Consider the following 24,690-nt stretch of genomic DNA (forward strand, 5'->3'; position numbering starts at 1 on the left):
AATGAGCGACGAGACGAATCAAACTGACCCGCGTGATACACCAATTCAGGCAGACCCGCCGCCGCGCTACCAGCACGACGATGCAACGCGCATCGTACCGATGCAGTTCGACAAACACGGTAATCCCTTTTGGGAGTCGTTTATGACGCCGAGCAGCTATGAGGTGCGCGCTGAGGCGCAGATTCCTCCGCACCTGCCGGGGATTATCATTTTTGTGCATGGTGTGAATTCGGAGGGCGAATGGTATGACGTTGCGGAAAAAGCTCTTTGTGATGGCCTTAATCAACGCTTGAACCGTGAAGATTTAAGCCCAAATAGCTATTCTGATGTCGATGAAAAAACTAACAAAAAAGGGCCGCGTCAACTTATAAAAATAGGCTACTCGCCCATCATCCGATTTTACTGGGGCTACCGCGCAAAGGACGGTGATGAAAAAAAATACCGCGTCGTTATGCGTAACGATAACGACACCAATTTTTGGGCGCAAAAGGGCGCTGAAGAGGCGGGGCCGTGGTATTGGGGCGGTGGGCCTTTCCAGAACGGCACCAACAACTTGCAGCAGTTGTGGTCTGAGGAGGGGATCAAGCGGCATATCGCCGGGTTCGACCTGCAACACTTGAATCCCGAAGTTGACCGCCAGTTGGAAGATGCACCACCGCGCACGTATTACGCTCACGCGGCGCAGCGCCTTGCCGACTTGGTTGATAAAATCCGCAAAGAATCGCCACGCGACACCGTCACCTTGTTTTCGCATAGTCAGGGAACAATGATTGCATTGGCCGCTACTGCCTTATGCAAAACCCGTGCACCCGATTCGGTCGTCGTCATGGATTCCCCTTTTGCTCTTGAAGACAAGTTCACCGATGCGCTGTCATGCGGCGCTCAACGCCCTACCGAGGCAGCGCGAATTAAGACATTCAAGAACATTGCAGAGCGCATCAAGGCTGACAAGAAAATATTTACCGAAGAAAAAATACAGATGTTGCAATGTGGTGCAACAGAAGATATGAATTTCTGGCGTCCCGATCTGAAAAATCACTTCGGATGCCCTGAGCGCGACAACCACGGACGGCTGTATGTCTACTTCAATCCGCATGATCGCGTCATGGGGGCGAGTCCATTGCAGAGCATCGGCTGGCAAGGCGTTAGCACTAAGGTGCTGGATGAAATAGGCGATACGGTTAAACAGCGTATGCTGGCACGTGGTACGTCGTGCGGCGATTATCCAAGCCTGCAAAAATTCGGCACGCTGCCACCTATTCCCGACCCTGCGCCGAACGTCGCTCCGACCGACTTCTGGAACGGCAACAAGAATACGGCCTTTAAGATGAAGCTGTGGGCAGTACCGCCCCGAGATCAGATGGTGAGGATCAACGCGGAAAAAGTGCCGAATCCGATTACTGCGGAAGAAATGTCCAAGCCGATTAAAACAGAGACAGGGATAAAGTATTTTGATGAAGCTCCACAAACGGCAGTAACGTGGGGCGCGACTAAGTCAGATGGCACATATGCAGAACCAAGTTTTCCGAAGTATGCGTCAATCTATGACCGCTCGACATATATGGTGCGCGACGATGTTTATGCCCCTGGTGGTAAGCGCCGCGAACTTGAAACTGATGAAGAACTTCAGGAACGCATTAAGGATTACACGCCAATGCCGACCAACCACAGTACATTGCCCCAACACGTCGAGTTTTTGCAGCGTGTTGCTGCCTACGATCTACCAATCGGCTTTTGCGACAGCTACCAGTCTGTCAGTTTTTGGCGCGAATTGAGAAATGATGCAGACTGGACTAGCTGGCACGATCCGTACTTTACAACGGGCCAGTTAAGCGTGCCGGATATGCCCGCGATGATCGATAAAGAAACTGTTTCGCAAAAGATTAGCGAACAACAAATTGCGGATATGAAATTGGATAAGGGGGCATGATGCAATACATAATAATGCTTGCAACGATGCTGCTTGTGGGATGTGCAACAGCTCCGACATTTCCAACATATGTTGATTCAACCATCGTGCCGCACTACGATGTACCACCGCATACGCTCTATCGCATTGACGATAATCGCTACCTCTCGCTGGAAAATTATAATCAATACTGTTTCGGAGACAACTATTACATTGATAAACGCCAGAACATCAAGACGGACTTGGGTCGTGGTGGAATTGTGAATTATTCGGGACGGTTAATCATCGATGACCCGACTGGCATGAATGTAGTTATTCCGACTGCTCCGGGAGGTGCATGTGGTGACCGAAATTGCAATGCAGCTTTATTGTATTCGACTGATGGCGGTAAAACATTCCATGGAACGGTCTATATGAATAGCCATAACCCGCCCAAAGCATCGGAGGACTACACGATTGCCGTAACCAAAGATGCGTTTTATGTCGCCAAAAAAATCAGTGCGACCAATGGCAGCATCGTAGTCGCCAGATATCCTTTGGTTCCAGGTTTTGTATATGGTTCTAGTCAAAAATTGCCAGGCGAAAATCACATAGAATTCGATGCAAAAATGCCCGCCAATTTACGCACGCCGTCTGGTCAGGAGAATTTTTCTAGTTGTGACGCCACGACTCCCCCGACCAACATCCCTAACTTGGTGAAATAAGCCATGCACGAACCTGTTTGTCTCGACGACCCTACCAGCCACGGCGGTAAAGTTATCACCGCCACGTCCACTTTCTACTTCGATGGCAGAAGAGCCGCCTTGGTTGATGATCTTGTCTCTTGCCCGCTGTTTTATGACGAAGCACGCACGAAGCCGCACGGCATCAATCGGATCATCGAAGGGATAGAGGGCTATACCGATAACGGCCGTAAGATGGTCGTGAACGGTTGCCACTCGGAATGTGGCTGTGTGGTGATTTCCCAAAGCCCGGGAATGACAATCGCATGAGCATGCGCTGGACCTTATCCGATGCGCCGGAAGAAGTTGAAGACGCCCCTCCACCAATCTGGTTTTTCGTACTTCTCTACGTCATCTTCCAATTGTTGGGCATCGCCCTGACCATCTTTAATTGGCCGAAGAATCAGCCGACGATGACCGCCCCATTCTGGATGGCGATGATCGTCCTGCCAGCGCTGGCATGGGTCGCCGCGTGGGGGATCATCTATACGAATCATGCCGCCTACCAAAACAAGGTGAGGTGGTGGAATTTTCTGCGGGAATGCCGCGTCAAGTATTGGCGCGACTGGACTCAGTGCCGCGAGGTTTTGTTCGCCAGCGTAGCGCTCACGCCGGAAGAGGATCTGGCAGAGCGTATGCTGGGGCTGGAAGGCCAAGCCCCCACCAACCCTGATAAAACTCTCAGCTTGGCAAGTCAAGCAGAAGGCCCTGATCGCTCAAGGCTGGAACAGATTTTTGAGCGGCTGTTGACGCAGCTTGCGGCTCCTATCCAGCAACTCGCCCGCGCTCCCGTTGGTCCTTGCGAAGTCGTGTTGCAAACCGGGGCCGAAGATAGCACGCCGGTATTGCTCAGGGTATGGCAGCGGTTCAAGCTGCCGGGAACGCCGAAAGTGGTTTGGCTTTCCTCCGATGCCGACTCACCGCTGGTTGAGCAATGGTTCAAGGGGGCAGGCGCAAAATTCCGCTTGGTGATCGCTTGTCAGCTGCATGATGAGCGCGACGAACAAACCTATTCGGAAGCCGCCGTCGCCATGCTGCTAACGACAGTCGAGATCGCGGCGGCTACCAAGCTCAAAACGCAAGCGTGCCTGTTCCGGCCCATTACCGCCGAATCGGATAGCACAGACGACGCGTTGGCAACCTTGCTGCGCGCCGAGCAAGTGCCAGTTGGAAAAATTAAACATCTTTGGTTTAGTCGGCTCGACAAGATTGTGCGGCATGCCACCGAATCCGCCGTCAGAGACGCCGGGCTGACGGTCGCCACCCACGAAGTGGACCGCGCCATGGGCAAGCCCGGCCCGATCAATCGTTGGCTGCTTCAGGTTTTCGCTGCGCAGATGGTGCAGCATGGGCAGGGGGCGCAACTGGTCGCTAACCCGCATCGTACCGGCGTCGCCTTGAACGTCGTTGGAGCGCAACCGGCCCCGCCAATGACAACGCCACTGCCCGATCATGTGTCGACATTGATTCCCTTGATAGTGGCGTTATGCGGCATAGCGGGCTTTCTGATTGTCGGGCTGCGCGGCGTATCACCGGAACCGAATAGTGACAATCTTTTCATGATTTTACTGATCGGCATGCCACTGTTGATAGCTCTTCGAATTGGTGTGGACATCCTCGACACAAAATTGACGACATCGGAATTTGATGAAAAGTACCCTAACTAATCAAAGTGAAAATAGCTCTTTGTCACAATGATGATTCTGAAGAGGTGGTGATATGACAGATAAACGTAAGCGGTGGATGGGCTTGAGCTGGTGGGAGTGGGTGACGTTGCTGAATGTCTTGTTGCTGAACGTGATGTGCTGGTGGTTCGGCCCCGATGAATTTGGCAATCGGCCTCTGCGTTGGTTTGCCGGTTCCGCGCTCCTATTCATCATTGGTCAGTATATTTACTGGGCGTGGTGTAGAGGCCGATTACACATCGCCTATGATCTGTATTATCAGGATATCTTCGACGGCATTTGTCCAGATCGCGGGGCAGATATCAACTACAAGAACGGTTGGAAATGGTATCGCAAGCAGGGTTATCCCAAGCAGATTGATCCGAGCCGTCAACGGCGATATAGGCGAACCTGAAAGATGATCGGCAAGCTAACCACGCATAGAAGCCGAGAGACTGATAGAGATGAACGCGATTTATACTGGATGTAATTAATTTTCTGCTGATATAACGTGCAATGAATTCATTTATCGCGCGTCGCTTCACTTTTACGGTCCAATAGTATTGTCCATATAATAATAAAATGAATATTACGGCTACATATTTCCAGAAACGGACAAACCTGCAATGCTAATCATCGAAACAGAAAATCTGTTTCTACGCGATTTTTCGAAGGACGATAGAGACGCTTACCGAGCCTTGCGGAGCGACCAGAAATTTGCGCGCTTCTATAGCGACGAGGATATTTCGATTGAGAAATCGGACGCTTTGCTTGAGCTCTTCATCGCTCAGCATCTCGAACATCCCAGAACCAAATACCAATTTGCTGTCGCCACCAAAAGCGGCGACTTGATTGGCTCCTGCGGCATCCGCCTTGAAGCGAACCGGCAAGCGTCTGTCGGATGCGAACTGGGTCGCGAATGGCAAAAAAAGGGCTACGCGCTTGAGGCCGGCAATGCTGTGCTTGCCTTCGGTTTCGAGCGGCACGACGTACATCGCATTTATGCGGAAACGATTTCAGAAAATATTGCCGCGATCCGATTGTGCAAAATCCTCGGGATGCGGCATGAAGCCTTATTCCTGGAGAACAGATATTTCCAGGGTCGCTGGTGGAGCACGGCCGTGCTGGCAGTGCTGGCGCGCGACTGGCGCCAGCGCTGCTCATCTGCCACCCTGCCCCGGCATCAAGAATGAATCGATGCCGATGCAGCTTACTGCCGCGCCGGCGTATTCTCAGCGAAATACTCGTGATTGTCGGCGTTATCCAATGCTGATGCTGGGTCGCTGGTCGCCAGGCTATGCGCGCCGCTTTGCCCATACACATGATCGCCAGTGCCTGCGACTACGGTGAAATGGCTGGTTTCATGCACCAGCGTGCCAGCCTTGGAGTCGGTGCCGTTGGCCGGTGCGTTCCAGTAAGCGCCGCACAGGTAAACCGTGTACGGCTGATCGGGATACACGTAGGCGTAGGTATCAGCCTCGGCGCAGCTGCAATCGAATTTGTACGACTGGTTGCCCAATGCGCTGCTGATGTTGGCGTAGTGGCTGGTGGCGGTGGCGTAGCGGCCGCTGGTGACGGCGCCAAACCACCAAGTGTAGCGGCTGCCTGTATTGTTGGCGTTGAGGTAGCTCTTGGCATTGGTGGCGATTGTAGTGGCGTCGCCGCGTGCGGTGGTCAGCGCCGTCTTCTGGCTGTTGCTGCAGCTGGCGAAGCTGGTCGAGCCGCCGGCAACCGCACCAGTGATCGCTCCCAGCAGGTCGCCGGAAGTTTGCTTGGATGATGGCGGCGGACCGCCGTTGACCGTCAACGGGATCGCATTGGTTTCCAGCGTAATGGCGCTAGCGCCGGCACCGGAGGTTTTAGCCGCTACCGTGCTACCAGCTTCCCGCACCAGCGTATCGGCAGTCTGCTTGTACTTGACCACGTATTGACCGCCTCGGTACATCTCGTAATAGGCGCTCAGGTCTACTTCTACCGCCCGGCTTTCATTCGGTTTCAGCGTGATGTAATCCTTGTCGGTAGCGGGCTTGCGCTTCACCAGCCGTCCCACATAACGCACCGGTTGACCACCAAGGGCGACACTGAATATGTCGCCGCTGACGCCGTTCAGAGGAGTTTCCCACTTCAGGACATGCAAGGGCGCAGCACTGGTATTACTGATCGTGTAGAGCACCTTTCCGGCACCGGCATCGCCTTTCGCATTCGCTTCCTGCAGAGTGACTTGTATGTCGGCCCGGGCCGCAAAGGCCGAACCGCTAATGACGATTGCCGCCAGGCAGGTGACGCCTGCCAGCCATTTCTGAACACTGACCATAGATGACTCCTCTTGAAGAGTTAAATTGGCCCGCAGCTTTTTCTGCGGGTAAATTTATGCTAGCACGAGGAATCTGCATCGCGTCCTGTCAACGTTGACAGGAATTTATGATCTCAAAGAGACCTCAGGAAGCCGCGGCGCTGGCATCGTCGAGTTGTGCAATCGCAGCCGCATCCAGCTGCAAACGGGTAGCGGCAATCATGTCATCGAGCTGTGCCAGGCTGGTGGCGCTGGCGATCGGCGCAGTAATGCTGGGTCGCGCAATCAGCCATGCCAGCGCTACCTGCGCCGGGCTGGCGCCTAGCGATGCAGCAACTTGATCCAACGCTTCCAGGATGCGCAAGCCACGCGGATCCAGATACTGTTTGACCTTCTGACCGCGCGCACTTTTACCCAGGTCTTTCTCGCTACGGTATTTACCGCTCAGGAAGCCGCTGGCCAAGGAATAATAATTGATGACCCCGATATCGTGTTCCAGCACGAACGGTTCCAGCGTGCGCTCATATTCGGCGCGGTCGTAGAGATTGTATTGCGGCTGTAGCGACTGGTAACTGGGGAAGCCGTTTTGCTGGCTGACCTTGAGCGCTTCCGCCAGCCGTTCTGCAGTGTAATTGGAGGCGCCGATGACCCGTATCTTGCCTTCCTTGATCAACTCAGCGTAAGCGCCCAGGGTTTCCGCCAACGGCGTGTTGGCGTCGTCGTCATGCGACTGATAGAGATCGATGTAGTCAGTTTGCAGGCGCGTCAGCGAAGCTTCCACCGCTTGCCGAATATAAGCCCTGCTCAAGCCGCTTTTCCCCTCACCCATCGGCTTGCCGACCTTGGTGGCGATCACCACCTGCGCACGCTTGCCGCTGCGCTTGAGCCATTTGCCGATAATGGTTTCCGATTCGCCACCATGGTTGCCCGGCACCCAGCGCGAATAAACATCGGCGGTGTCGATGAAATTCAAGCCGGCATCGACAAATTTATCCAGCAAGGCAAATGAGGTCGCCTCATCTGCGGTCCAGCCGAAGACATTCCCGCCAAACATCAGTGGCGCGACTTGCAGCGATGAATTTCCCAGCTTGCGTTTGCTTGTTGGCATAGCTTCAACTCCTGATTGGACGTGGAATCACAGTCTAATTGGAAGCCGGAATTTTTGCCGGGCCATACTCGGTAACATTGAATGTCAGTGTCAAATGGAAGCAAAAACGTTCCTTTCTTATCAGTTCGTTCTTCGTTTGACTTTAGCGCTACAGTTGCCTCAGATACATGTACATTGAGTGAAACGCCTGTGTGATTCAACAGATGATTTCATCAAATGAGTTTTATAGCACCTCAAACAAACCCGCCGCTCCCATTCCGCCGCCGACACACATCGTGACAACGACGAATTTGACGCCGCGGCGCTTGCCTTCGATCAGCGCGTGTCCTACCAGACGGGCGCCCGACATGCCGAACGGATGCCCGACCGATATCGCGCCGCCATCCACGTTCAGAATCTCGTTAGGGATTCCCAGTCTGTCCCGGCAATAGAGGGCTTGCACCGCAAACGCTTCATTCAACTCCCACAAGCCGACATCATCCATCTTGATACCGGTACGCTCCAGCAGGCGCGGCACCGCGAAGACCGGTCCTATGCCCATTTCGTTCGGCTCGCAACCGGCGACGGCAAACCCGCGAAAAATGCCGATGGGCTCGATATTGCGCTTTTGCGCCAGCCTGGCGTCCATCACCACGCAGGCAGACGCGCCGTCCGAAAGCTGGCTGGCGTTACCGGCCGTAATGCTGCCGCCCTCCATCACCGGTTTCAACGCGGCCAATCCCTCTAGCGTGGTGGCGCGTATTCCCTCGTCATGCGTGAGTAGGGTCTCCTGCATCTCAGCTACGCCCGTTGCCTTGGATATGACCTTTTTGGTCGTTGGCAGAGCCACGATCTCGCGGTCAAAACGGCCGGCCGCATGGGCGGCGGCCACGCGCTGCTGGCTCTGGAAGCCGTATTCGTCCTGCCGCTCGCGGCTGATGCCGTAGCGCTGCGCCACGATCTCTGCGGTCTGGATCATGGTGTAATAGATTTCCGGCCTGTGCAGGCGCAGCCAGTCCTCCTGCGTCATGAATTTGTTGGCATGCTCATTGATGGTCAGGCTCAGCGAATCCAGCCCGCCGGCGACAACCACCGGCGATCCGTCCACGATGACGCTGTGCGCCGCCATCGCGATCGCTTGCATGCCTGAGCTGCAGAAGCGGTTCACTGTCATGCCGGCGGCGCTGGCGGGAAGCCCCGCGCGGAGCGCAATCTGGCGCGCTATATTGCCGCCGGTCGCGCCCTCCGGCCGTCCGGTGCCCATGATGACGTCTTCGACCTCAGCAGGATCGATGCCGGCGCGCTCAAGCGCATGCTTGACCACATGCCCGCCCAACGTCGCGCCATGGGTCATGTTGAATGCTCCGCGATATGCCTTGCCGATCGGCGTGCGTGCGGTAGATACGATTACAGCCTCATTCATTTTCATTCCTTGATATGAAGAACATCAACAACTTCTCTTCGGTTCTGCTCAAATGCTACTGAATCGCTTGCCTTCCTTGGCCAGTCTCTCAAGAAGAGGAGCTGGTTCCCAGTACTCGCCGTGTCGCCGATGAAATTCACAAATGCGTGCGTAGACCTTGTCCAGTCCTATGCTGTCGGCATAGAACATCGGACCGCCGCGATATGCCGGGAAGCCGTAGCCATTGACATAGACGGTGTCAATATCGGAAGAACGTTGCGCAATCTCCTCTTCCAGGATGCGCGCGCCTTCGTTGATGAGCGCATAGATGGTGCGCTGGACGATTTCTTCCGACGACACCGGGCCGCGCTGTATATTGTCTTCCCGCGCACAACGTTCGATCAACGCCTCGATCTCGGGGTCGGGAATCGGTATGCGGCTGCTGGTTTCGTAGCGATAGAAGCCGGCGCTGGTCTTCTGTCCGAAACGTCCCATGTCGCAAATCTGGTCGGCGACCCTGGAGTAGCGCAGATGCGCAGGCCGGGTTGCCGCTTGGCGCAGGCGCGCGGCACGGCCGATATCCAGGCCGGCCATATCGGCCATGGCGAAAGGCCCCATTGCCATGCCGAAATCGTATAGCGCCTGGTCCACCTGCAACACGCTGGCGCCCTCCTCGATCAGGAAATTCGCTTCTCTGGAATAAGGCGTCAGCATGCGATTGCCGACGAAGCCGTCGCATACGCCCACGAGGACGCCGATTTTGTTGATGCTCTTCGCCAGTTGCATCGCGGTGGCGACGACATCGTCGGCAGTCTTGGCCCCGCGCACCACTTCAAGCAAGCGCATGACGTTGGCCGGGCTGAAAAAATGCAAGCCGATCACATCGCCGGGCCGCGACGTACTGCCGGCAATCTCGTTGATGTCCAGCCTGGAGGTATTACTGGCCAGGATCGCACCGGCTTTACATACCTGATCCAAGCGGCCGAAAACCTCTTTCTTGACCTTCATATCCTCGAATACAGCTTCGATCACCAGATCTGCGCTACTGAACGCTTCGTACTTCAGAGTGCCTTCGATCAAGCCAAGGCGGTGCTCCATCTTTTCCTGGGAAAGCTTGCCTTTGGAGACAGTCGTCGCATAGTTCTTACGAATGAGCGCCAGGCCTCTGTCGAGCGCTTCCTGCTGCACTTCCATCAACGTCACGGGAATGTCCGCATTGGCGAAGCACATCGCAATTCCCGCCCCCATCGTCCCAGCGCCGAGCACGCCCACGCGGGTAATAGGTCGGGTTTCTTGAGGTGACGACAGGCCCGTAATCTTGGCGGCTTCGCGTTCCGCGAAAAACAAGTGACGCAAAGCCTTCGATTCCGTTCCATTGAGCAAAGCGATGAAGCGTTGCCGTTCAAATGCCAGCCCCTCCTGGCGCGGCAAATTGACCGCCGCTTCGACGCAGGCTATACATTCGAGAGGCGCAGGAAACCCGCGCTTCTCCTTTGCCGCTTTCGCACGTGCAGTAGAGAAGAAGTCTTGCGAATCAGCAATCATCGCGGTTCGTTCGATGTCAATCGGATGCGGTGCCGTTACGGCAGTCATCCGTTCGGCAAACGCCAGCGCACCAGCCAGGAAATCACCTTCGATCAAGTCATCCGCAATGCCGAGTTGCACAGCTTTTGCGGCATCGACCGGATCGCCTCCAACAATCATCTGCAATGCCGGTGCGACACCGATCAAACGCGGCAGCCGTTGCGTACCTCCGCAGCCCGGGATCAGGCCAAGCTTGACCTCAGGCAGCGCAACTTGCGCGCGCGGCGACACCACCCGATAGTGGCAAGCCAGCGCCAGCTCGAAGCCGCCGCCGTAAGCAACACCGTCGATGGCGGCGATGATCGGCTTGGCCGACGCCTCCATGCGCTCAGTAAGCAGTTGCAAGGACGGCTCTGCGCTTGCGGCCGGTGTATTGAATTGGCGCAGGTCGGCGCCGCCGCAAAAGATCTTGCCGGCGCCGGTGAGGACGATGGCCTTGATTTCCGGATTGCCGAGCGCGGCTTCGATGCCGGCAAAGATGGTTTCGCGCACATGGTGAGAGAGACCGTTGACAGGTGGATTATCCAGGCGGATTACGGCAACGGCGCCGTCGTGTTCAGAGACAAGCATACGTAGAGACTCCATCGGGAAAGCGCGCGCTTGAGTGGTAAGCGCATTTGATATCCATCGAGCGGCTCGAAGGTACCGGGCAGTATTATTGAAACGCCTGAATCCCGGTCTGCGCACGTCCGAGAATCAGCGCGTGAATGTCGTGCGTCCCTTCATAGGTATTCACCACTTCCAGATTCACCATATGACGTATCACGCCGAACTCGTCCGAGATACCGTTACCACCCAGCATGTCGCGGGCAACCCGTGCAATATCCAGCGATTTCCCGCAGGAATTACGCTTCATCATCGACGTAATTTCAACTGCGGCGGTGCCTTCATCTTTCATCCGCCCCAGTCGCAGGCAGCCTTGCAGGCCGAAAGTGATCTCGGTCTGCATATCGGCAAGTTTTTTCTGGATCAATTGATTGGCAGCCAGCGGCCGACCGAACTGCCGGCGATCCAGCACATATTGGCGGGCGATATGCCAGCATGCTTCGGCTGCACCCAAGGCACCCCAAGCGATGCCGTAGCGCGCCGAATTCAGGCAGGTGAAAGGACCTTTCAAACCGCGCACATCAGGGAAGGCGTTTTCTTCAGGACAAAACACTTCATCCATCACAATCTCACCTGTAATCGATGCCCGCAAACCGACCTTGCCGTGGATGCCAGGCGCCGACAAGCCCTTCATGCCTTTATCCAGGATAAAGCCGCGGATCTGGCCCTCGTCGTCCTTGGCCCACACGACGAACACGTCGGCGATCGGCGAATTCGATATCCACATCTTGCTGCCGGAAATGCTAAAGCCTCCCGCTACTTTTTTCGCCCGCGTCACCATCGATCCGGGATCGGAACCGTGGTTCGGCTCGGTCAACCCGAAACACCCTATCCACTCGCCGGTGGCAAGCTTGGGTAAATATTTCTGGCGTTGCGCCTCGGTGCCGAATTCATAGATCGGCACCATGACCAGCGATGACTGTACGCTCATCATCGAACGGTAACCGGAGTCGACGCGCTCCACTTCCCTTGCGATCAGACCGTAGCTGACGTAATTCAGGCCGGGACCACCGTATTGTTCGGGAATGGTCGGCCCCAATAGCCCCAGCTCGCCCATCTCGCGAAAAATCGCCGGGTCGGTTTTTTCTTGACGGAACGCCTCTAGCACGCGCGGCTGCAATTTATCCTGGCAATACGCGGCGGCGGCATCGCGCACCATGCGTTCTTCATCGGTCAACTGCTGGTTGAGCAGCAGCGGGTCATCCCAGCAGAACTGGGCTTTCGCCTTCTTTGCAGTGTCGATCGGATTCATGGAAAGTCCTTTAACTATGTTGCGACATGTTGAAAACAGGCAGATGGAAAATGGCATCTGCAAAAAAATATGAACGGCCTTGAAACATTAATCTCGGGCGAAATACAGGTCGTGCAAGGCATCCAGGTCGACCTCGGCAGCGGCTTTCGACAACAAGACCTTGCCGCTCTGCATCAGGTAGACATGATCGGCTACACCGACGGCGCGATGCGTGTTCTGTTCCACCAGGACGATGGTCCGCCCTTCGTCTTTCAAGCGTTGCAAGATGCGGAACAGATCGTCGACAACCACGGGCGCAAGTCCCAGCGACGGCTCATCGATCAGGATCACCTTCGGCTCGGACATCAGGCCGCGCCCCATCGCCAGCATCTGCGCCTCGCCGCCAGACAGTGAACCGGCCAATTGCCGCCGTCTTTCCTTCAGCCTGGGAAACAACTCGTAAGCAAGTTCCAGATTCACGCCTGAGCGCGCGCGATGCTGTTTAGCGAATGCGCCCATCATCAGGTTTTCTTCCACCGTCATGTCGCGGAATACCATGCGTCCTTCGGGAATCAAACTGATTCCGTGGTTCGCCATCTCCCAGGTTTTGACGCTTCCCAGCGGTTGACCATTGAACAGTATCCGGCCTTGCGTAACCGGCACCAGGCCCATGATCGCGCGCAGCAGCGTGGTCTTGCCTGCGCCGTTGGGACCGATGATGGTGGTGAGTTTTCCCGGCGCGATATCGAGCGAAATATTCCACAGTATGTTGATTGCGCCGTAACCGGCACGCAAATCGGAGATTTCAATCATGGCCGCCACCTGTATAGCTTTTAATCACTTGCGGGTCGTTGAACACTTCATCCGGCGTACCGTCCGCGATCAGTTCACCGAAATTCAGCACGCAGACGCGGCTGCACAGTTTGCTGATGGTTTCGATGTCGTGTTCTATGATCAGGATGCCGATGCCGTATTTTTTATGCAGGCTCATCAACGTCTGCATGAAGCGGCGCTTGCCGTTGGTTTCCAGCCCTGCCAACACCTCATCGAGCAGCAGCAGCTTCGGTTCGGTTGCCAACGCTTTCGCCACTTCCAGCGCCTTGAGTTCGGTCAGCGCCAGTTCTGTAGCTGCATTGCACTGCGCCTTGCCGCTCAGTTCCAGGAAATCGAGAATTTCATCGATTTTTTTCTGGTCGACTTTGCCAGTTCCGAAGCGCTGCGCCACCTGCAGGTTTTCCCGTACGGTCAATTCATGCATGGGCTGCGGAATCTGGAAAGAGCGGCCGATGCCGAGACGTGCGCGGGCGTGCAGCGGCGTCTTCAATACATTCGCCGTATTGAAGACGATCTGTCCGCTGCTAGGCTTGACCAGGCCGGAAATCGCATTGAACAAGGTGGTTTTCCCGGCGCCGTTCGGCCCGACCAAACCGACCACTTCGTCGCTGGCGATCTCCATGCTGACCCGGTTGACGGCTGTCAGGCCGCCGAATCTGATCGTGACGTCCTCAAGCCTTAACATGGGTTTTCCTCTTGAATTTTTGCGCGAGCAAGGGAACCAGGCCGGCCGGGCTGAAAATGATCATCATCACCAGCAGCACGCCGAGAATCATCTGGTGCCCGGTGGGGATCAGGTTCTTGAAGATCAATTGATCGATCATGTAGACCGCCACCGCGCCCACCAGCGGACCAAGCAGCGTCCGGTAGCCGCCGAAGATCGCCGCAATGATCGGGATCACTGTCCAGCTGGATCCGAATGCATAATCAGGTTCCAGGAAATTGATGTAGTGGGCATTGAACGCACCGATCATGCCAGTCATGAAAGCCGACACAACCAGCATGGATGCCTTCAACAAGGTACTGTTGACCCCGACCACGCGGGTCGCATCTTCCGACTCGTGCATTGCCCTGAGCGCAAGGCCATAGTAACTCTTGCGGATCAGGTGATACGCCCAGACGAAAGCAACGACCATGGTGAGAATCACCAGGTAACCTCCCACCTTGCTGCCCAGGTCGAAGCCCAATACGTTCGGCAATTGGGGAATATTCGACAAGCCGCCTGAACCACCGGTGATATCCTGGAACTGGGTCGCCAGGATACGGAAGATCTGTGCGTACGCCAGGATCGCCAGCGCAAAGTACGGCCCCTTCAGGCGCAAGGCCGGCAGCATGGCCAGCGATGCTATCGCCGCCCCCACGCCGCCCAACAGCATCGCCGGAAAAACCGGCAAGCCGAATTTGAGCGTCAGCAAGGCCGATGCGTAAGAGCCGACGCCAAAAAAAGCTGCCTGCCCGAAGCTCACCATGCCGCCCAGATTACCGAGCAGCGCCCACGCCAGCGCAATCCCGCCGATGGTCAGCGACGCCACCACCAGGCTCATCATGTAGAGATTGCTGCCGAACAGCAGCGGCACTAGCAGATACAGGACCGGGGCTGCAACCATGCATATCAAGGTGCGCTGTTTCATCCGCGCCTCCTGCTGGCGCCAAACAAGCCGTTCGGTAAGACGAACAAGACCAGCAGGAACAGCAGCATGCCAGTCAGCTCTTGCAGTGCGGAGCTATACAAGGTGATCGTCAGGGATTCGACCACTCCCAGCAATATTGCCCCCACAAGGACGCCCGGAATCGATCCCGCTCCAGCCAGCACGGTAATGATGAATGCTTTCACAGTGAGCGATTCGCCCAGCGCCGGCTGGATGACACCCGAGCTGTACAGCGCAACTCCGGCGAAAGTGGCAAGCACCCCGGCGAGGACAAATGAAATCAGTTCGGTCCATTGCGGATTGATGCCCATCAGCTTGGCGGCATCGCGGTTACTGGCGACGGCGCGCACCGCCCTCCCATGCCAGCTTTTGGCCAGCCACCACCAGCCGCCCAGCATCAGCACCAGGCTCACAATGAAAAACAGCAATTCGCTGTTCATGCTGTAGAGGGATCCCAGCACGAACGCCTCCTGAAACCAGGCATTGCTGGTCGAATGGATGTCTGATTTCCAGATCAGCAATATCGCGTTCGTCAAGACAATGCCGATACCGTAGGTCAGGAGCAGCGAATTCAGCTCGCGGTCTTTCTTGATCTTGCTGACAAAAAAATAGACGAGGACGGAAGCAATGCACACCACTACCAGCGCCAGCGGAATCGCCAGCAGCGGATTGATTTTCAGCCCTGACTCGGTCATGTAGGCAATATAGGCGGCAAGCAGCACCAGTTCGCCGTGAGCCAGATTGATGATTTTCATGGTGCCGAAAACCACCGCCAATCCCAGCGCGATCAATGCGTACGATCCCCCGGTCAGCAAACCGGAAAACAAGGACTGCAAAATTAAGTCAGACATATGATTCGCCTTATTGGATGTTTAATCCATGAACCGGAAAAGCGCAATTTGTCAGCCTGTCCGGCGATGCGAACAGGCTGCAACGATGGCTGCGGAAATTACCAGGGCACACCGGGGAAATTCATCTTGCCGGTGGCGAATTCCTTCGGCCAGACGATGACTATCTTGCCGTTCTGGTGCTGGCCGATATGCTGGATGAAATTCGGGTTATCGCCTCGCGCATCGAACTGGAGGCGACCGATCAAGGTAGTCCGGTCGGTTTTGCGCATTTCGTCCGCTAGGCCGTCCTTCATCAAGCTGCCTTTGTCGGCCGCGCGTCCGATCGCTTCGAACAGCGCCATTGCTTGCACGAAGCCGTATTCGCTCAAATAATCGGGGCTCTTGTGGTACAAGGCCTTGAACGTTGCTTCGAACTGCTTGCCTTCGGCGCTGTCGAATTCAGCCGGATAAGGCAGTATCTCCGTACCAGAGACATTAGGTACCAGATCGGGAAAATCCTTCGACATTTTTGCGTTGGCGATCTGCCAGACACCAACCAGCGCCTTGACGTTCGGTTTCAATACCTTAGCTGCGCGCAGGATGCCGACATAGTCGTTTTCATAGCCCAGCATATTGATGGCGTCGGGACGGTCCTGCAATTTCACTTTATTGATGATGGGCTTGAAATCGGCAATGGCAGGATCGAAGGGATGCAGCGTTACTTTCACGCCCTTGGCTGTCATGATCTTGTTGACGTCAACGGCAAGTTCGTTGGTCGACTTCTTGGTGGAATAAATGATCGACAAGGACTTGATGCCCATGTCGGCGAACATGCCGGTCATGGCACGCACGTAGCCGTTGGTATTATTGATCCGGAAAAATTTCTTGTATCCCTGCGTCACGAATTCCTCGCTGGTGCCGCCGGAAGTGATGTAGACCAGTCCTGCCTTGTTGGCGGCAGTGGATGCCGGCCCGACCAGATCTGAAGTTGCACCGCCCGTGATGGCCAGAACGTTTTGCGATGCGAGCTGCTCCACCCCTGCGATCGCCTTGGCAGGCGCAGACTCGTCGTCTATCGTCACCAGCTTGATCTTGTGCTTGGGCTGTTGCTTGTTAAAGACCTCGACCGCAGTCAGCATGCCTTCATGCATTCCGGTGCCGCCGCGCGCATTGGCGCCCGTCAGCGAGATGACTGAGCCGACCTTGAATTCATCGGCGTACGCTGCATTAACAATCGCTGTAGCTGCAAGCGCAATGGCTAGCGCTGTCAGTTTCATTTTCATTACTGTCTCCAATTTTGTGTAGGCGGCTCGACCTTTCTATGAAGGTCTTTGTAATGCCCGCCGTATTTACATTCTCAGACTACTTTGACCACACCCTCTTGCAACAATATGTCCAACTCGCTTTTTTCAAGGCCAAGCTCGGTGAGCACTTCCATCGTTTGCGCACCAAATCCCGGTGGCGCCGTACGATAGGAGGCCGGTGTGCGGCTGAGCTTTATCGGCGCTCCCGCGCCCTTGTAGTCACCAATGCTCACCAGCATCTCCCGATGCGCGGTATGCGGATGAGCCACCACTTCGTCAATGCCGAGTACCGGGCCGCACGGCACGCCGCAACGGATCAACCTCTCGGCGACAGGCTTGCATTCATGGTCGGCCAGCAAGGCCTCCAGCGCCGTCTTTAGTTCCGCACGATGATTGCAGCGCGCACCGTTGGTGGCGAAGCGGCTGTCGGCTGCCAGATCGGCCTGCCCCAGCTGCTCGCACAGCTTCGCAAATTGACCATCGTTACCGACTGCAAGATAAATCGGCGTGGTCTTGGTCGCATAGGTATCGTATGGCGCAATATTGGGGTGCGCATTGCCGGTGGGGGCCGATACTTTCCCTGACAGGAAATGGTTTGCCAGATGGGGATGCAATAGCGAGACGCCTGAGTCGTATAAAGCCGCTTCTACGAACTGGCCTTTGCCGCTGCGTTGCCGTTCCTGCAAAGCCAGCAGGATACCGATCACGGCGTTCAATCCGGTGACCATGTCCACCACAGGCAGGCCGACCCGCAAAGGATCGCCACCGCTTTCGCCGTTGACGCTCATGATCCCTGCCATCGCCTGGATGACCGCATCGTAGCCGGGTAAACCGCCCAAGGGGCCGTCAGCGCCAAAGCCGGAAATACGGCAATGGATCAACTTCGGGAAAAGCTTGGATAGCGTCTGTTCGTAGCCCAGGCCCCATTTCTCCAACGTGCCGGTCTTGAAATTCTCGACCAGCACATCGGCGTCGGCCAGCAACCGACGCAGCAAATCGCGCCCGGCAGGCAGGGTAAGGTCAATCACGATGCCGCGCTTGTTCCTGTTGATCCCCAGGTAGTAGGAGGCCGTGCCATCCTGGAAGGGTGGCCCCCATCCTCTGGTTTCATCGCCCTGCGGCGGCTCGACCTTGATCACATCCGCGCCGTGGTCGCCGAGGATCTGGGCGCAAAACGGCCCACCCAGGACGCGACTCAAGTCGATCACCTTCAAACCCGCCAATGCGCCGTTCGCTATCTGTTGCATATTCACCGATCCGTTCATAAAGAATGTGTGAGCGCCCTGACCTTACGCTGGCAATAACGACATCGCCGCCGCCAGGGACACGGGCGCTTCTTCGAACAAGGATTTCAAGACCGCTTGCTGCGCCGGATCGACACATGCTTCTAATGGATTGGCCGGCAATAGTTTGTGTTTGAGCAGCAGATGAGAGAATGCCAGGCGACGCCAATCGGTAGCTGCCTGCGCAGCCTCCCAGGCAAAGAAAATCGCCGTGGCGATATGGTAGAGCGCACTTGCCGCCCGTCGCACCTCGACATCGTCAGGCGCATCGACGACGGATTCGACGAAGGCCACCACGCTGTCCAATGTCCGCGTCAACAGTGCGCGCGATGCTTCCGGAATCTGCTTCGCGCCCAACAATTTTCGCAAATAGTCCTGCAAATAGCCGAGGGTATTGTCGCGCTTTATCGAACGCACTACATCCAGCGCAACGATGTTGCTGGTGCCTTCCCAAATCGAGCCAAGATGGGCGTCGCGCACCAGCCGCGGATCGGACCACTCTTCGATATAGCCACACCCTCCCCGCACTTCCATGGCGTCGCCGGTGACTTTCCTGGCATCCCGGCAGGCGCGGAACTTGATCATCGGCGTCAGGATGCGCACCAGTTTCTGCGCCTCCTGGTCGCCGCCGTCCGCCCTCTCCATGCAGCTGGCGGTTTGCATGAACATCGAGCGGGCCTGCTCCGCCGGCAGCATCATCTTGATCAACTGGCGTTGCATCAACGGCATATCGATCAGTTGTTTGCCGAACGCGCTGCGGTTGCGTGCGATGAACAACGCCTCGCCCACCGCGCGGCGCATGAGGCCGGCGGCGCGAACGCCGTTAGACAAACGGGACATGTTGATCATGTCGGCCATCTGGTTGAATCCACGCCCCAACTCGCCGACCAGATAGGCGGTGGCGCCCTCCAGCTGGATTTCGCCGCTGGCCATCGAGCGACTGCCCATCTTGTCCTTGAGGCGGATGATGCGGTAATGATTGCGGCTGCCATCGGCAAGATATTTCGGCAGCAAGAACAGTCCCAGTCCTTTGATTCCCGCTGGCGCGCCGTCGGGTCGGGCCAACACCATCGCCAGGCCGGCGTCAGGATTGGAACAGAACCACTTGTCGCCAGCCAGCTTCCAGTCGTCGCCATCACGATAGGCACGCGTCGCCACCCGGGAAACGTCAGAACCTGCGCCTTGCTCGGTCATGAACATGGCGCCTTGATACAGTTCGTCGAAGTCGACAGTGGTGAGGTTAGGTAAAAACCGGGCAACCAGATCTGGATCACCGAATTTGCGCAAAGTGCTGGTCAAGGAATCCGTCATGCTGACAGGACAGCAAAGCCCGAATTCCGCCTGGACAAACAGGAAAGTCAGCGCATATTTCGCCAACGGCGGGAAAGGCGCCGGCCAGCCCAATACCCCGCCCCTGTGCGTCATCGCGGCAAGGCCAAGTTCGGAATAAGCGGCACGTTCCAGCGCTATGTAGGCCGGATGCTTGTTGATTTTCTGCACATTCTGTCCGGAACGCGTCCTGTGCTGCAAGGTCGGCGGATTCTTGTCCGCCGTCGAAGCCAGTTCATCCAGCTCTCCACCCGCCCGTTCGCCGAGCCGGACCAGATGCGGCTCGAGATGTCGATATACGTCTTTGGGTAAATACACCTGTAGCAAAGCGGATAGTCCGAAATCCGACGTGAACAGGTTGCTGCCGTGGCTGTCGGGAATCGCAGGCATGGTCTGGGGCGTGTCTGGCATCGCTGTCTCCTCTTGGTATGGAATGATTATTGGACGATGAGCGATTTAAATAAAATACATAATTTGCATCGTACGATACAGAAAATGTATGATGAAACCGTTACCTGACCTGTGAGATTCGAGCCATGGACCTACGCCAGCTGCGCTATTTTGTGACAGTCGCCGAGGAGCTGCACTTCGGCCGGGCGGCCGAAAAACTGCATATATCCCAGCCGCCTTTGAGCCTGAGCATCCAGCAGCTTGAAAAAAGCCTGGGCATCATGCTACTCATCCGCAGCAACAAGACGGTGGCGCTGACCAGCGCGGGGGTAGTTTTGTACAACGAAGCGCGTACGCTGCTCAAGCATGCTGCCGACATGGAAGACCTGGCGACCCGCGTGGCCCTAGGGGTGGAGGGACGCCTGAAAGTAGGATTTGTCGGAGCCATGCTGTTTCGCGGCCTCCCGGAAGCGATCAATGCATTCCAGGCAAAGAACCCGCGCGTCGACATTGTCTTGCGCGAGATGAATACGACAGAGCAGATCGAAGCGGTCCAGCGCGAGCAAATCGATATCGGTTTCATCCATTCAGGCCATCTGCCCGACGAAATACAGTCCAAAAAACTGCTGGAAGAACCCTTTGTATGTTGTTTGCCGGCTGGTCATCGCTACAGCAAAAAAACCAGGATCAGCCTGCGTGACCTGGCCGAAGAAACCTTTGTCCTGTTCCCTCGCTCGGTATCGCCGCATTATCACGACCGCATCGTTGCGCTATGCATCAATGCCGGATTCAGTCCACGCATCAGGCATGAAGTACGGCACTGGCTCACGATTGTCGGCCTGGTAGGGCAAAACATGGGAATCGCACTGGTGCCCTCGTCCATGCAAAAATCATCTCTGAAACAAGTGACATACATTCCCTTGACCGAGAGCAAAATACAATCCGAGTCCCTGTGCATCTGGCGTAACAAGGAAATCTCGCCATCTCTCAGTTTATTCATCGATTCCGTTAACTTTCCGGCCGTTGATTTTTGAGTATCGGCGAATTTCCGCAGCAAATGGTTTAAAGCTACTGGCTCTATCAGAACCCGGGGAAACGTACTAACATCAACAGCAAGGGTCTGAAAACGGTTCTGCCTGTCGTCAGGAGCCGCCGCCGGATCATCGCCTACGACAGCCAAGGAGACGCCATGCCCACCGCCCTGAATACCGATCATTTCTGGATGCCGTTCACGGCCAACCGCCAATTCAAGAGCCAGCCGCGGATGCTGGTTTCCGCATCGGGCATGTATTACACCACCGACGACGGCCGCCAGATTCTCGATGGCACGGCGGGCCTGTGGTGCACCAATGCCGGCCATTGCCATCCGAAAATCGTCGCTGCGATTCAGCAGCAGGCGGCCACAATGGACTTCGCGCCGGTGTTCCAGATGGGGCATCCGGTGGCGTTCGAAGCAGCCAGTGCATTGGTGTCGATCGCACCGGAAGGTTTGAACCGGGTGTTCTTTTGCAATGACGGTTCGGAATCGGTCGATACTGCGCTGAAAATCGCGCTGGCATATCACCGGGTGCGCGGCGATGGCTTGCGGACCCGTCTCATCGGCCGCGAGCGCGGCTATCACGGCGTCGGCTTCGGCGGTATCGCAGTCGGTGGCATCGCCGGCAATCGCAAGCATTTCGGCCCGACGCTGGCTGGCGTCGACCACCTGCGACATCCGCTCGATATTGCGCGGAATGCGTTCTCGCACGGTTTACCGGAACATGGCGCCGAGATTGCAGATGAATTCGAACAACGCTTGCTGGCGCTGCATGATCCGGCAACTGTGGCGGCCTTGATCGTCGAACCGATCCAGGGTTCAACCGGGGTCATCTTGCCACCCAAAGGCTATCTGCAAAAGCTGCGCGCCATTTGCGACAAGTACGGCATCCTGCTGATTTTCGACGAAGTGATCACTGGCTTCGGCCGTCTCGGCACACCGTTCGCCGCCGATTATTTCGGTGTTGTGCCGGACATGATCTGTTGCGCCAAGGGCCTGACCAACGCCAGCGTGCCGATGGGCGCAGTCATCGTGCGCCAGGATATCCACGATGCCTTCATGAGCGCCGCCAGCGAGAACGCCATCGAATTCTTCCATGGCTACACCTATACCGGCCACCCTCTGGCGGCCGCAGCTGCGGTCGCTACGATTGACGTTTACCGGAGCGAGAACCTGTTCGACCGCGCTGCTGCGACGGCGCCCTATTTCGAGCAGGCAGCGCATAGCCTGAAGGGCTTGCCCTACGTCAAAGACGTGCGCAACCTCGGGCTGGTATGCGGAATTGAACTGGAGCCGATTGCCGGTAAGCCGGGTGCGCGCGCCTTCGACGCATTCTTGAAATGTTTCTGGGAAAAGGGAGTGCTCATCCGCACCACGGGCGACATCATCGCCCTGTCGCCGCCGCTGATTATCGAACAGGCGCAGATTGACCAACTGTTTGCCGCAATTGGCGATGTACTCAAAGCGCAGCATGCGACGAGTTCCGCCGTCGCCTGATCAATAATCAATACTTGGCAACATCCAATAAAAAACCCGCCGAGGGATACCCAGAATCAGGGCATACATCGGCGGGTTTTTAGTGGCCGGACAGAAGGTCCGGTGCACTGGCTTACGCGTCGCGCGAAGCCTTTTTACGCTCATGTTCCTTCAGGTAACGCTTACGCAGACGAATGCTTTTTGGCGTTACTTCGACCAGTTCGTCATCGTCGATGAATTCAACTGCGTATTCCAGCGACATTTCGATTGGCGGTACCAGGCGCACCGCTTCGTCGGTACCGGAAGAACGGACGTTGGTCAGTTGCTTACCCTTGATCGGGTTAACGACCAGATCGTTATCACGCGAGTGAATGCCGATGATCATGCCTTCGTAGACCGGGTCATTGTGGCTAACGAACATACGGCCGCGATCTTGCAGTTTCCAGATAGCGTAGGCAACCGCTGCGCCGTCGTCTTGCGAAATCAGCACGCCGTTGCGACGGCCGCCCAGTTCACCCTTGGAGGTGTCGACTGGTGCGTATTCGTCAAACACGTGGCTCATCAGGCCGGTGCCGCGGGTCAGGGTCATGAATTCACCCTGGAAGCCGATCAGGCCACGCGCAGGAATGCGGTACTCGAGACGCACACGTCCTTTGCCGTCCGGTTCCATGTTTTGCAGATCGCCGCGACGACGACCGAGTTCTTCCATGACGCCGCCCTGGTTGGCTTCTTCCACGTCGACAGTCAGGTTTTCGTATGGCTCCTGGCGCACGCCGTCGACCATCTTGAACACCACGCGTGGACGCGACACGGCCAGCTCGTAGCCTTCGCGACGCATGTTTTCGATCAGGATAGTCAGGTGCAATTCACCACGGCCCGACACTTCGTAGGTCGAATCGTCGTTTTCAGCCTGTACCACGCGCAAAGCCATGTTGGCTTTCAGTTCGCGGTCCAGACGGTCCTTGATCTGACGGGTGGTAACGAATTTACCTTCGCGACCGGCCAACGGCGAGTTGTTCACCATGAAGTTCATGGTCAGTGTCGGCTCATCGACCTTCAACATCGGCAGGCCTTCCGGATGATCCGGAGCGCAGATGGTGGAGCCGATGCTGATTTCTTCGATACCGTTAATCAGCACGATGTCGCCAGCCAGTGCTTCGTCTGTCAGCACGCGGTCCAGGCCACGGAAAGTCAGTACCTGGTTGATGCGCGCCTTGGTCGGCTTGTCTTCAGGGCCATTCATCCAGACCACGTCTTGCAGGGCTTTGACGCGACCGCGCAGGATACGGCCAACGCCGATCTTGCCGACGTAGGAAGAGTATTCGAGCGAAGTGATTTGCAGTTGCAACGGGCCGTTAGGGTCATCTTCACGCGCTGGAACGTGCTTCAGGATAGCGTCGAACAATGGTTCCATGTTGCCGTCACGGACGGTGTCTTCCAGGCCTGCATAGCCTTTGAAGCCTGATGCGTAAATGATCGGGAAATCCAGCTGTTCATCGGTTGCGCCGAGTTTATCGAACAGTTCGAAAGTGGCGTTCACGGCCTTTTGCGGATCGGCATTTTCGCGGTCGATCTTGTTGACCACGACGATCGGCTTCAAGCCCAGTGCCAGCGCCTTGCGCGTCACGAAACGCGTTTGCGGCATCGGGCCTTCTTGTGCATCAACCAGCAGCAAGACGCTGTCTACCATCGACAGTACGCGCTCGACTTCGCCGCCGAAGTCGGCGTGGCCAGGGGTATCAACGATGTTGATGTGCGTGCCCTTGTATTCGACTGCGCAGTTCTTCGACAGAATCGTGATACCACGTTCTTTTTCAATTTCGTTCGAATCCATCACGCGTGCATCGACGTGCTGGTTGTCACGGAAGGTGCCGGATTGACGCAGCAATTGGTCAACCAGAGTGGTCTTGCCGTGGTCAACGTGGGCAATGATGGCAATGTTGCGAATGGCGCGAGGTGTGTTTGACATGGTCAGTTTGGAGATTGAAGAACTTAGTAAGTGCGCCGGTAATAATTGCGCAGAATATTTATTGCTGATTTATTTCTGATTATTTATTGCTG

At 56.2% G+C, this 24,690-nt stretch carries 21 protein-coding genes; 8 read left to right on the forward strand and 13 right to left on the reverse strand.

Translation table 11 applies throughout. The annotated features are described in order from the left end of the window. Position 1 precedes the first annotated feature (1 nt). From LT85_RS19530 to LT85_RS19555, 6 genes are all read left to right on the forward strand, one after another. A complete protein-coding gene (locus tag LT85_RS19530) occupies positions 2-1,930 on the forward strand; it encodes a T6SS effector phospholipase Tle3 domain-containing protein (RefSeq protein ID WP_052135334.1) in 1,929 nt (642 codons plus the stop codon). Continuing rightward, positions 1,927-2,613 (forward strand): T6SS immunity protein Tli3 family protein, encoded by a 687-nt coding sequence (locus tag LT85_RS19535; protein WP_038492219.1) that lies wholly within the window; start codon positions 1,927-1,929, stop codon positions 2,611-2,613. The genes LT85_RS19530 and LT85_RS19535 overlap by 4 nt, the downstream gene beginning before the upstream one ends. 3 nt (positions 2,614-2,616) lie before the next feature. Then, positions 2,617-2,901 (forward strand): PAAR domain-containing protein, encoded by a 285-nt coding sequence (locus LT85_RS19540; RefSeq protein WP_038492222.1) that lies wholly within the window; start codon positions 2,617-2,619, stop codon positions 2,899-2,901. Continuing rightward, the gene (locus LT85_RS19545; protein WP_052135335.1) at positions 2,898-4,298 is read left to right on the forward strand and encodes a hypothetical protein; all 1,401 of its coding nucleotides are present in this window, start codon (positions 2,898-2,900) and stop codon (positions 4,296-4,298) included. Before LT85_RS19540 ends, LT85_RS19545 begins: the two co-directional genes overlap by 4 nt. A gap of 52 nt (positions 4,299-4,350) precedes the next feature. After that, positions 4,351-4,710, forward strand: coding sequence for a hypothetical protein (locus tag LT85_RS19550; RefSeq protein WP_038492225.1), 360 nt, complete (start codon positions 4,351-4,353; stop codon positions 4,708-4,710). Positions 4,711-4,921: 211 nt separating this feature from the next. Further along, complete coding sequence (locus tag LT85_RS19555) at positions 4,922-5,488, forward strand: GNAT family N-acetyltransferase (RefSeq protein ID WP_038492228.1); 567 nt, start codon at positions 4,922-4,924, stop codon at positions 5,486-5,488. Positions 5,489-5,505: 17 nt separating this feature from the next. Here the strand turns inward: LT85_RS19555 and LT85_RS19560 are convergent, their stop codons facing one another. From LT85_RS19560 to LT85_RS19615, 12 genes are all read right to left on the reverse strand, one after another. Beyond that, complete coding sequence (locus tag LT85_RS19560) at positions 5,506-6,609, reverse strand: M35 family metallo-endopeptidase (protein WP_038492230.1); 1,104 nt, start codon at positions 6,607-6,609, stop codon at positions 5,506-5,508. A 124-nt stretch (positions 6,610-6,733) separates the two neighbouring features. Beyond that, the gene (locus LT85_RS19565) at positions 6,734-7,696 is read right to left on the reverse strand and encodes an aldo/keto reductase (protein ID WP_038492233.1); all 963 of its coding nucleotides are present in this window, start codon (positions 7,694-7,696) and stop codon (positions 6,734-6,736) included. A gap of 223 nt (positions 7,697-7,919) precedes the next feature. Beyond that, on the reverse strand, positions 7,920-9,098 hold the full coding sequence (locus tag LT85_RS19570) for an acetyl-CoA C-acyltransferase (protein ID WP_038492236.1): 1,179 nt from the start codon (positions 9,096-9,098) through the stop codon (positions 7,920-7,922). Between the two features lie 48 nt (positions 9,099-9,146). Next, positions 9,147-11,231, reverse strand: a complete 2,085-nt coding sequence (locus tag LT85_RS19575) for a 3-hydroxyacyl-CoA dehydrogenase NAD-binding domain-containing protein (protein WP_038492239.1) — start codon at positions 11,229-11,231, stop codon at positions 9,147-9,149. 85 nt (positions 11,232-11,316) lie between these two features. Then, on the reverse strand, positions 11,317-12,519 hold the full coding sequence (locus LT85_RS19580) for an acyl-CoA dehydrogenase (RefSeq protein WP_038492242.1): 1,203 nt from the start codon (positions 12,517-12,519) through the stop codon (positions 11,317-11,319). 87 nt (positions 12,520-12,606) lie between these two features. Then, positions 12,607-13,311 (reverse strand): ABC transporter ATP-binding protein, encoded by a 705-nt coding sequence (locus tag LT85_RS19585; RefSeq protein ID WP_038492245.1) that lies wholly within the window; start codon positions 13,309-13,311, stop codon positions 12,607-12,609. Beyond that, a complete protein-coding gene (locus LT85_RS19590) occupies positions 13,304-14,017 on the reverse strand; it encodes an ABC transporter ATP-binding protein (RefSeq protein ID WP_038492247.1) in 714 nt (237 codons plus the stop codon). Before LT85_RS19590 ends, LT85_RS19585 begins: the two co-directional genes overlap by 8 nt. Beyond that, positions 14,004-14,963, reverse strand: coding sequence for a branched-chain amino acid ABC transporter permease (locus LT85_RS19595; RefSeq protein WP_038492250.1), 960 nt, complete (start codon positions 14,961-14,963; stop codon positions 14,004-14,006). The genes LT85_RS19590 and LT85_RS19595 overlap by 14 nt, the downstream gene beginning before the upstream one ends. Then, positions 14,960-15,832, reverse strand: a complete 873-nt coding sequence (locus LT85_RS19600; RefSeq protein ID WP_038492253.1) for a branched-chain amino acid ABC transporter permease — start codon at positions 15,830-15,832, stop codon at positions 14,960-14,962. Before LT85_RS19600 ends, LT85_RS19595 begins: the two co-directional genes overlap by 4 nt. 98 nt (positions 15,833-15,930) lie before the next feature. Then, positions 15,931-17,094: an ABC transporter substrate-binding protein gene (locus tag LT85_RS19605; protein ID WP_038492254.1), complete on the reverse strand. Its 1,164-nt coding sequence runs from the start codon at positions 17,092-17,094 to the stop codon at positions 15,931-15,933. Between the two features lie 74 nt (positions 17,095-17,168). Further along, positions 17,169-18,362: a CaiB/BaiF CoA transferase family protein gene (locus tag LT85_RS19610; protein ID WP_038496889.1), complete on the reverse strand. Its 1,194-nt coding sequence runs from the start codon at positions 18,360-18,362 to the stop codon at positions 17,169-17,171. Between the two features lie 42 nt (positions 18,363-18,404). Next, the gene (locus LT85_RS19615; protein ID WP_038492257.1) at positions 18,405-20,138 is read right to left on the reverse strand and encodes an acyl-CoA dehydrogenase family protein; all 1,734 of its coding nucleotides are present in this window, start codon (positions 20,136-20,138) and stop codon (positions 18,405-18,407) included. Between the two features lie 125 nt (positions 20,139-20,263). Here LT85_RS19615 and LT85_RS19620 point away from each other — a divergent pair, with 125 nt between their 5' ends. After that, entirely contained in the window at positions 20,264-21,151 is an 888-nt protein-coding gene (locus LT85_RS19620) for a LysR substrate-binding domain-containing protein (protein WP_038492260.1), read from the forward strand. Between the two features lie 155 nt (positions 21,152-21,306). Further along, positions 21,307-22,650 (forward strand): aspartate aminotransferase family protein, encoded by a 1,344-nt coding sequence (locus LT85_RS19625; RefSeq protein ID WP_038492263.1) that lies wholly within the window; start codon positions 21,307-21,309, stop codon positions 22,648-22,650. Between the two features lie 112 nt (positions 22,651-22,762). Here the strand turns inward: LT85_RS19625 and typA are convergent, their stop codons facing one another. After that, positions 22,763-24,598 carry a translational GTPase TypA gene (gene typA, locus LT85_RS19630; RefSeq protein ID WP_038492265.1) on the reverse strand — a complete coding sequence of 612 codons (1,836 nt, stop codon included), beginning with the start codon at positions 24,596-24,598 and terminating at the stop codon, positions 22,763-22,765. Positions 24,599-24,690 lie beyond the last annotated feature (92 nt).

Source organism: Collimonas arenae (assembly GCF_000786695.1).
Taxonomy (GTDB): domain Bacteria; phylum Pseudomonadota; class Gammaproteobacteria; order Burkholderiales; family Burkholderiaceae_D; genus Collimonas; species Collimonas arenae_A.

What these genes read in the sequence shown, in the direction of transcription:
- LT85_RS19530 (WP_052135334.1), top strand. Translation starts at nt 2, where the DNA reads ATGAGCGACGAGACGAATCAAACTGACCCGCGTGATACACCAATTCAG.
- LT85_RS19535 (WP_038492219.1), top strand. Translation starts at nt 1,927, where the DNA reads ATGATGCAATACATAATAATGCTTGCAACGATGCTGCTTGTGGGATGT.
- LT85_RS19540 (WP_038492222.1), top strand. Translation starts at nt 2,617, where the DNA reads ATGCACGAACCTGTTTGTCTCGACGACCCTACCAGCCACGGCGGTAAA.
- LT85_RS19545 (WP_052135335.1), top strand. Translation starts at nt 2,898, where the DNA reads ATGAGCATGCGCTGGACCTTATCCGATGCGCCGGAAGAAGTTGAAGAC.
- LT85_RS19550 (WP_038492225.1), top strand. Translation starts at nt 4,351, where the DNA reads ATGACAGATAAACGTAAGCGGTGGATGGGCTTGAGCTGGTGGGAGTGG.
- LT85_RS19555 (WP_038492228.1), top strand. Translation starts at nt 4,922, where the DNA reads ATGCTAATCATCGAAACAGAAAATCTGTTTCTACGCGATTTTTCGAAG.
- LT85_RS19560 (WP_038492230.1), bottom strand. Translation starts at nt 6,609, where the DNA reads ATGGTCAGTGTTCAGAAATGGCTGGCAGGCGTCACCTGCCTGGCGGCA.
- LT85_RS19565 (WP_038492233.1), bottom strand. Translation starts at nt 7,696, where the DNA reads ATGCCAACAAGCAAACGCAAGCTGGGAAATTCATCGCTGCAAGTCGCG.
- LT85_RS19570 (WP_038492236.1), bottom strand. Translation starts at nt 9,098, where the DNA reads ATGAATGAGGCTGTAATCGTATCTACCGCACGCACGCCGATCGGCAAG.
- LT85_RS19575 (WP_038492239.1), bottom strand. Translation starts at nt 11,231, where the DNA reads ATGCTTGTCTCTGAACACGACGGCGCCGTTGCCGTAATCCGCCTGGAT.
- LT85_RS19580 (WP_038492242.1), bottom strand. Translation starts at nt 12,519, where the DNA reads ATGAATCCGATCGACACTGCAAAGAAGGCGAAAGCCCAGTTCTGCTGG.
- LT85_RS19585 (WP_038492245.1), bottom strand. Translation starts at nt 13,311, where the DNA reads ATGATTGAAATCTCCGATTTGCGTGCCGGTTACGGCGCAATCAACATA.
- LT85_RS19590 (WP_038492247.1), bottom strand. Translation starts at nt 14,017, where the DNA reads ATGTTAAGGCTTGAGGACGTCACGATCAGATTCGGCGGCCTGACAGCC.
- LT85_RS19595 (WP_038492250.1), bottom strand. Translation starts at nt 14,963, where the DNA reads ATGAAACAGCGCACCTTGATATGCATGGTTGCAGCCCCGGTCCTGTAT.
- LT85_RS19600 (WP_038492253.1), bottom strand. Translation starts at nt 15,832, where the DNA reads ATGTCTGACTTAATTTTGCAGTCCTTGTTTTCCGGTTTGCTGACCGGG.
- LT85_RS19605 (WP_038492254.1), bottom strand. Translation starts at nt 17,094, where the DNA reads ATGAAAATGAAACTGACAGCGCTAGCCATTGCGCTTGCAGCTACAGCG.
- LT85_RS19610 (WP_038496889.1), bottom strand. Translation starts at nt 18,362, where the DNA reads ATGCAACAGATAGCGAACGGCGCATTGGCGGGTTTGAAGGTGATCGAC.
- LT85_RS19615 (WP_038492257.1), bottom strand. Translation starts at nt 20,138, where the DNA reads ATGCCAGACACGCCCCAGACCATGCCTGCGATTCCCGACAGCCACGGC.
- LT85_RS19620 (WP_038492260.1), top strand. Translation starts at nt 20,264, where the DNA reads ATGGACCTACGCCAGCTGCGCTATTTTGTGACAGTCGCCGAGGAGCTG.
- LT85_RS19625 (WP_038492263.1), top strand. Translation starts at nt 21,307, where the DNA reads ATGCCCACCGCCCTGAATACCGATCATTTCTGGATGCCGTTCACGGCC.
- typA (WP_038492265.1), bottom strand. Translation starts at nt 24,598, where the DNA reads ATGTCAAACACACCTCGCGCCATTCGCAACATTGCCATCATTGCCCAC.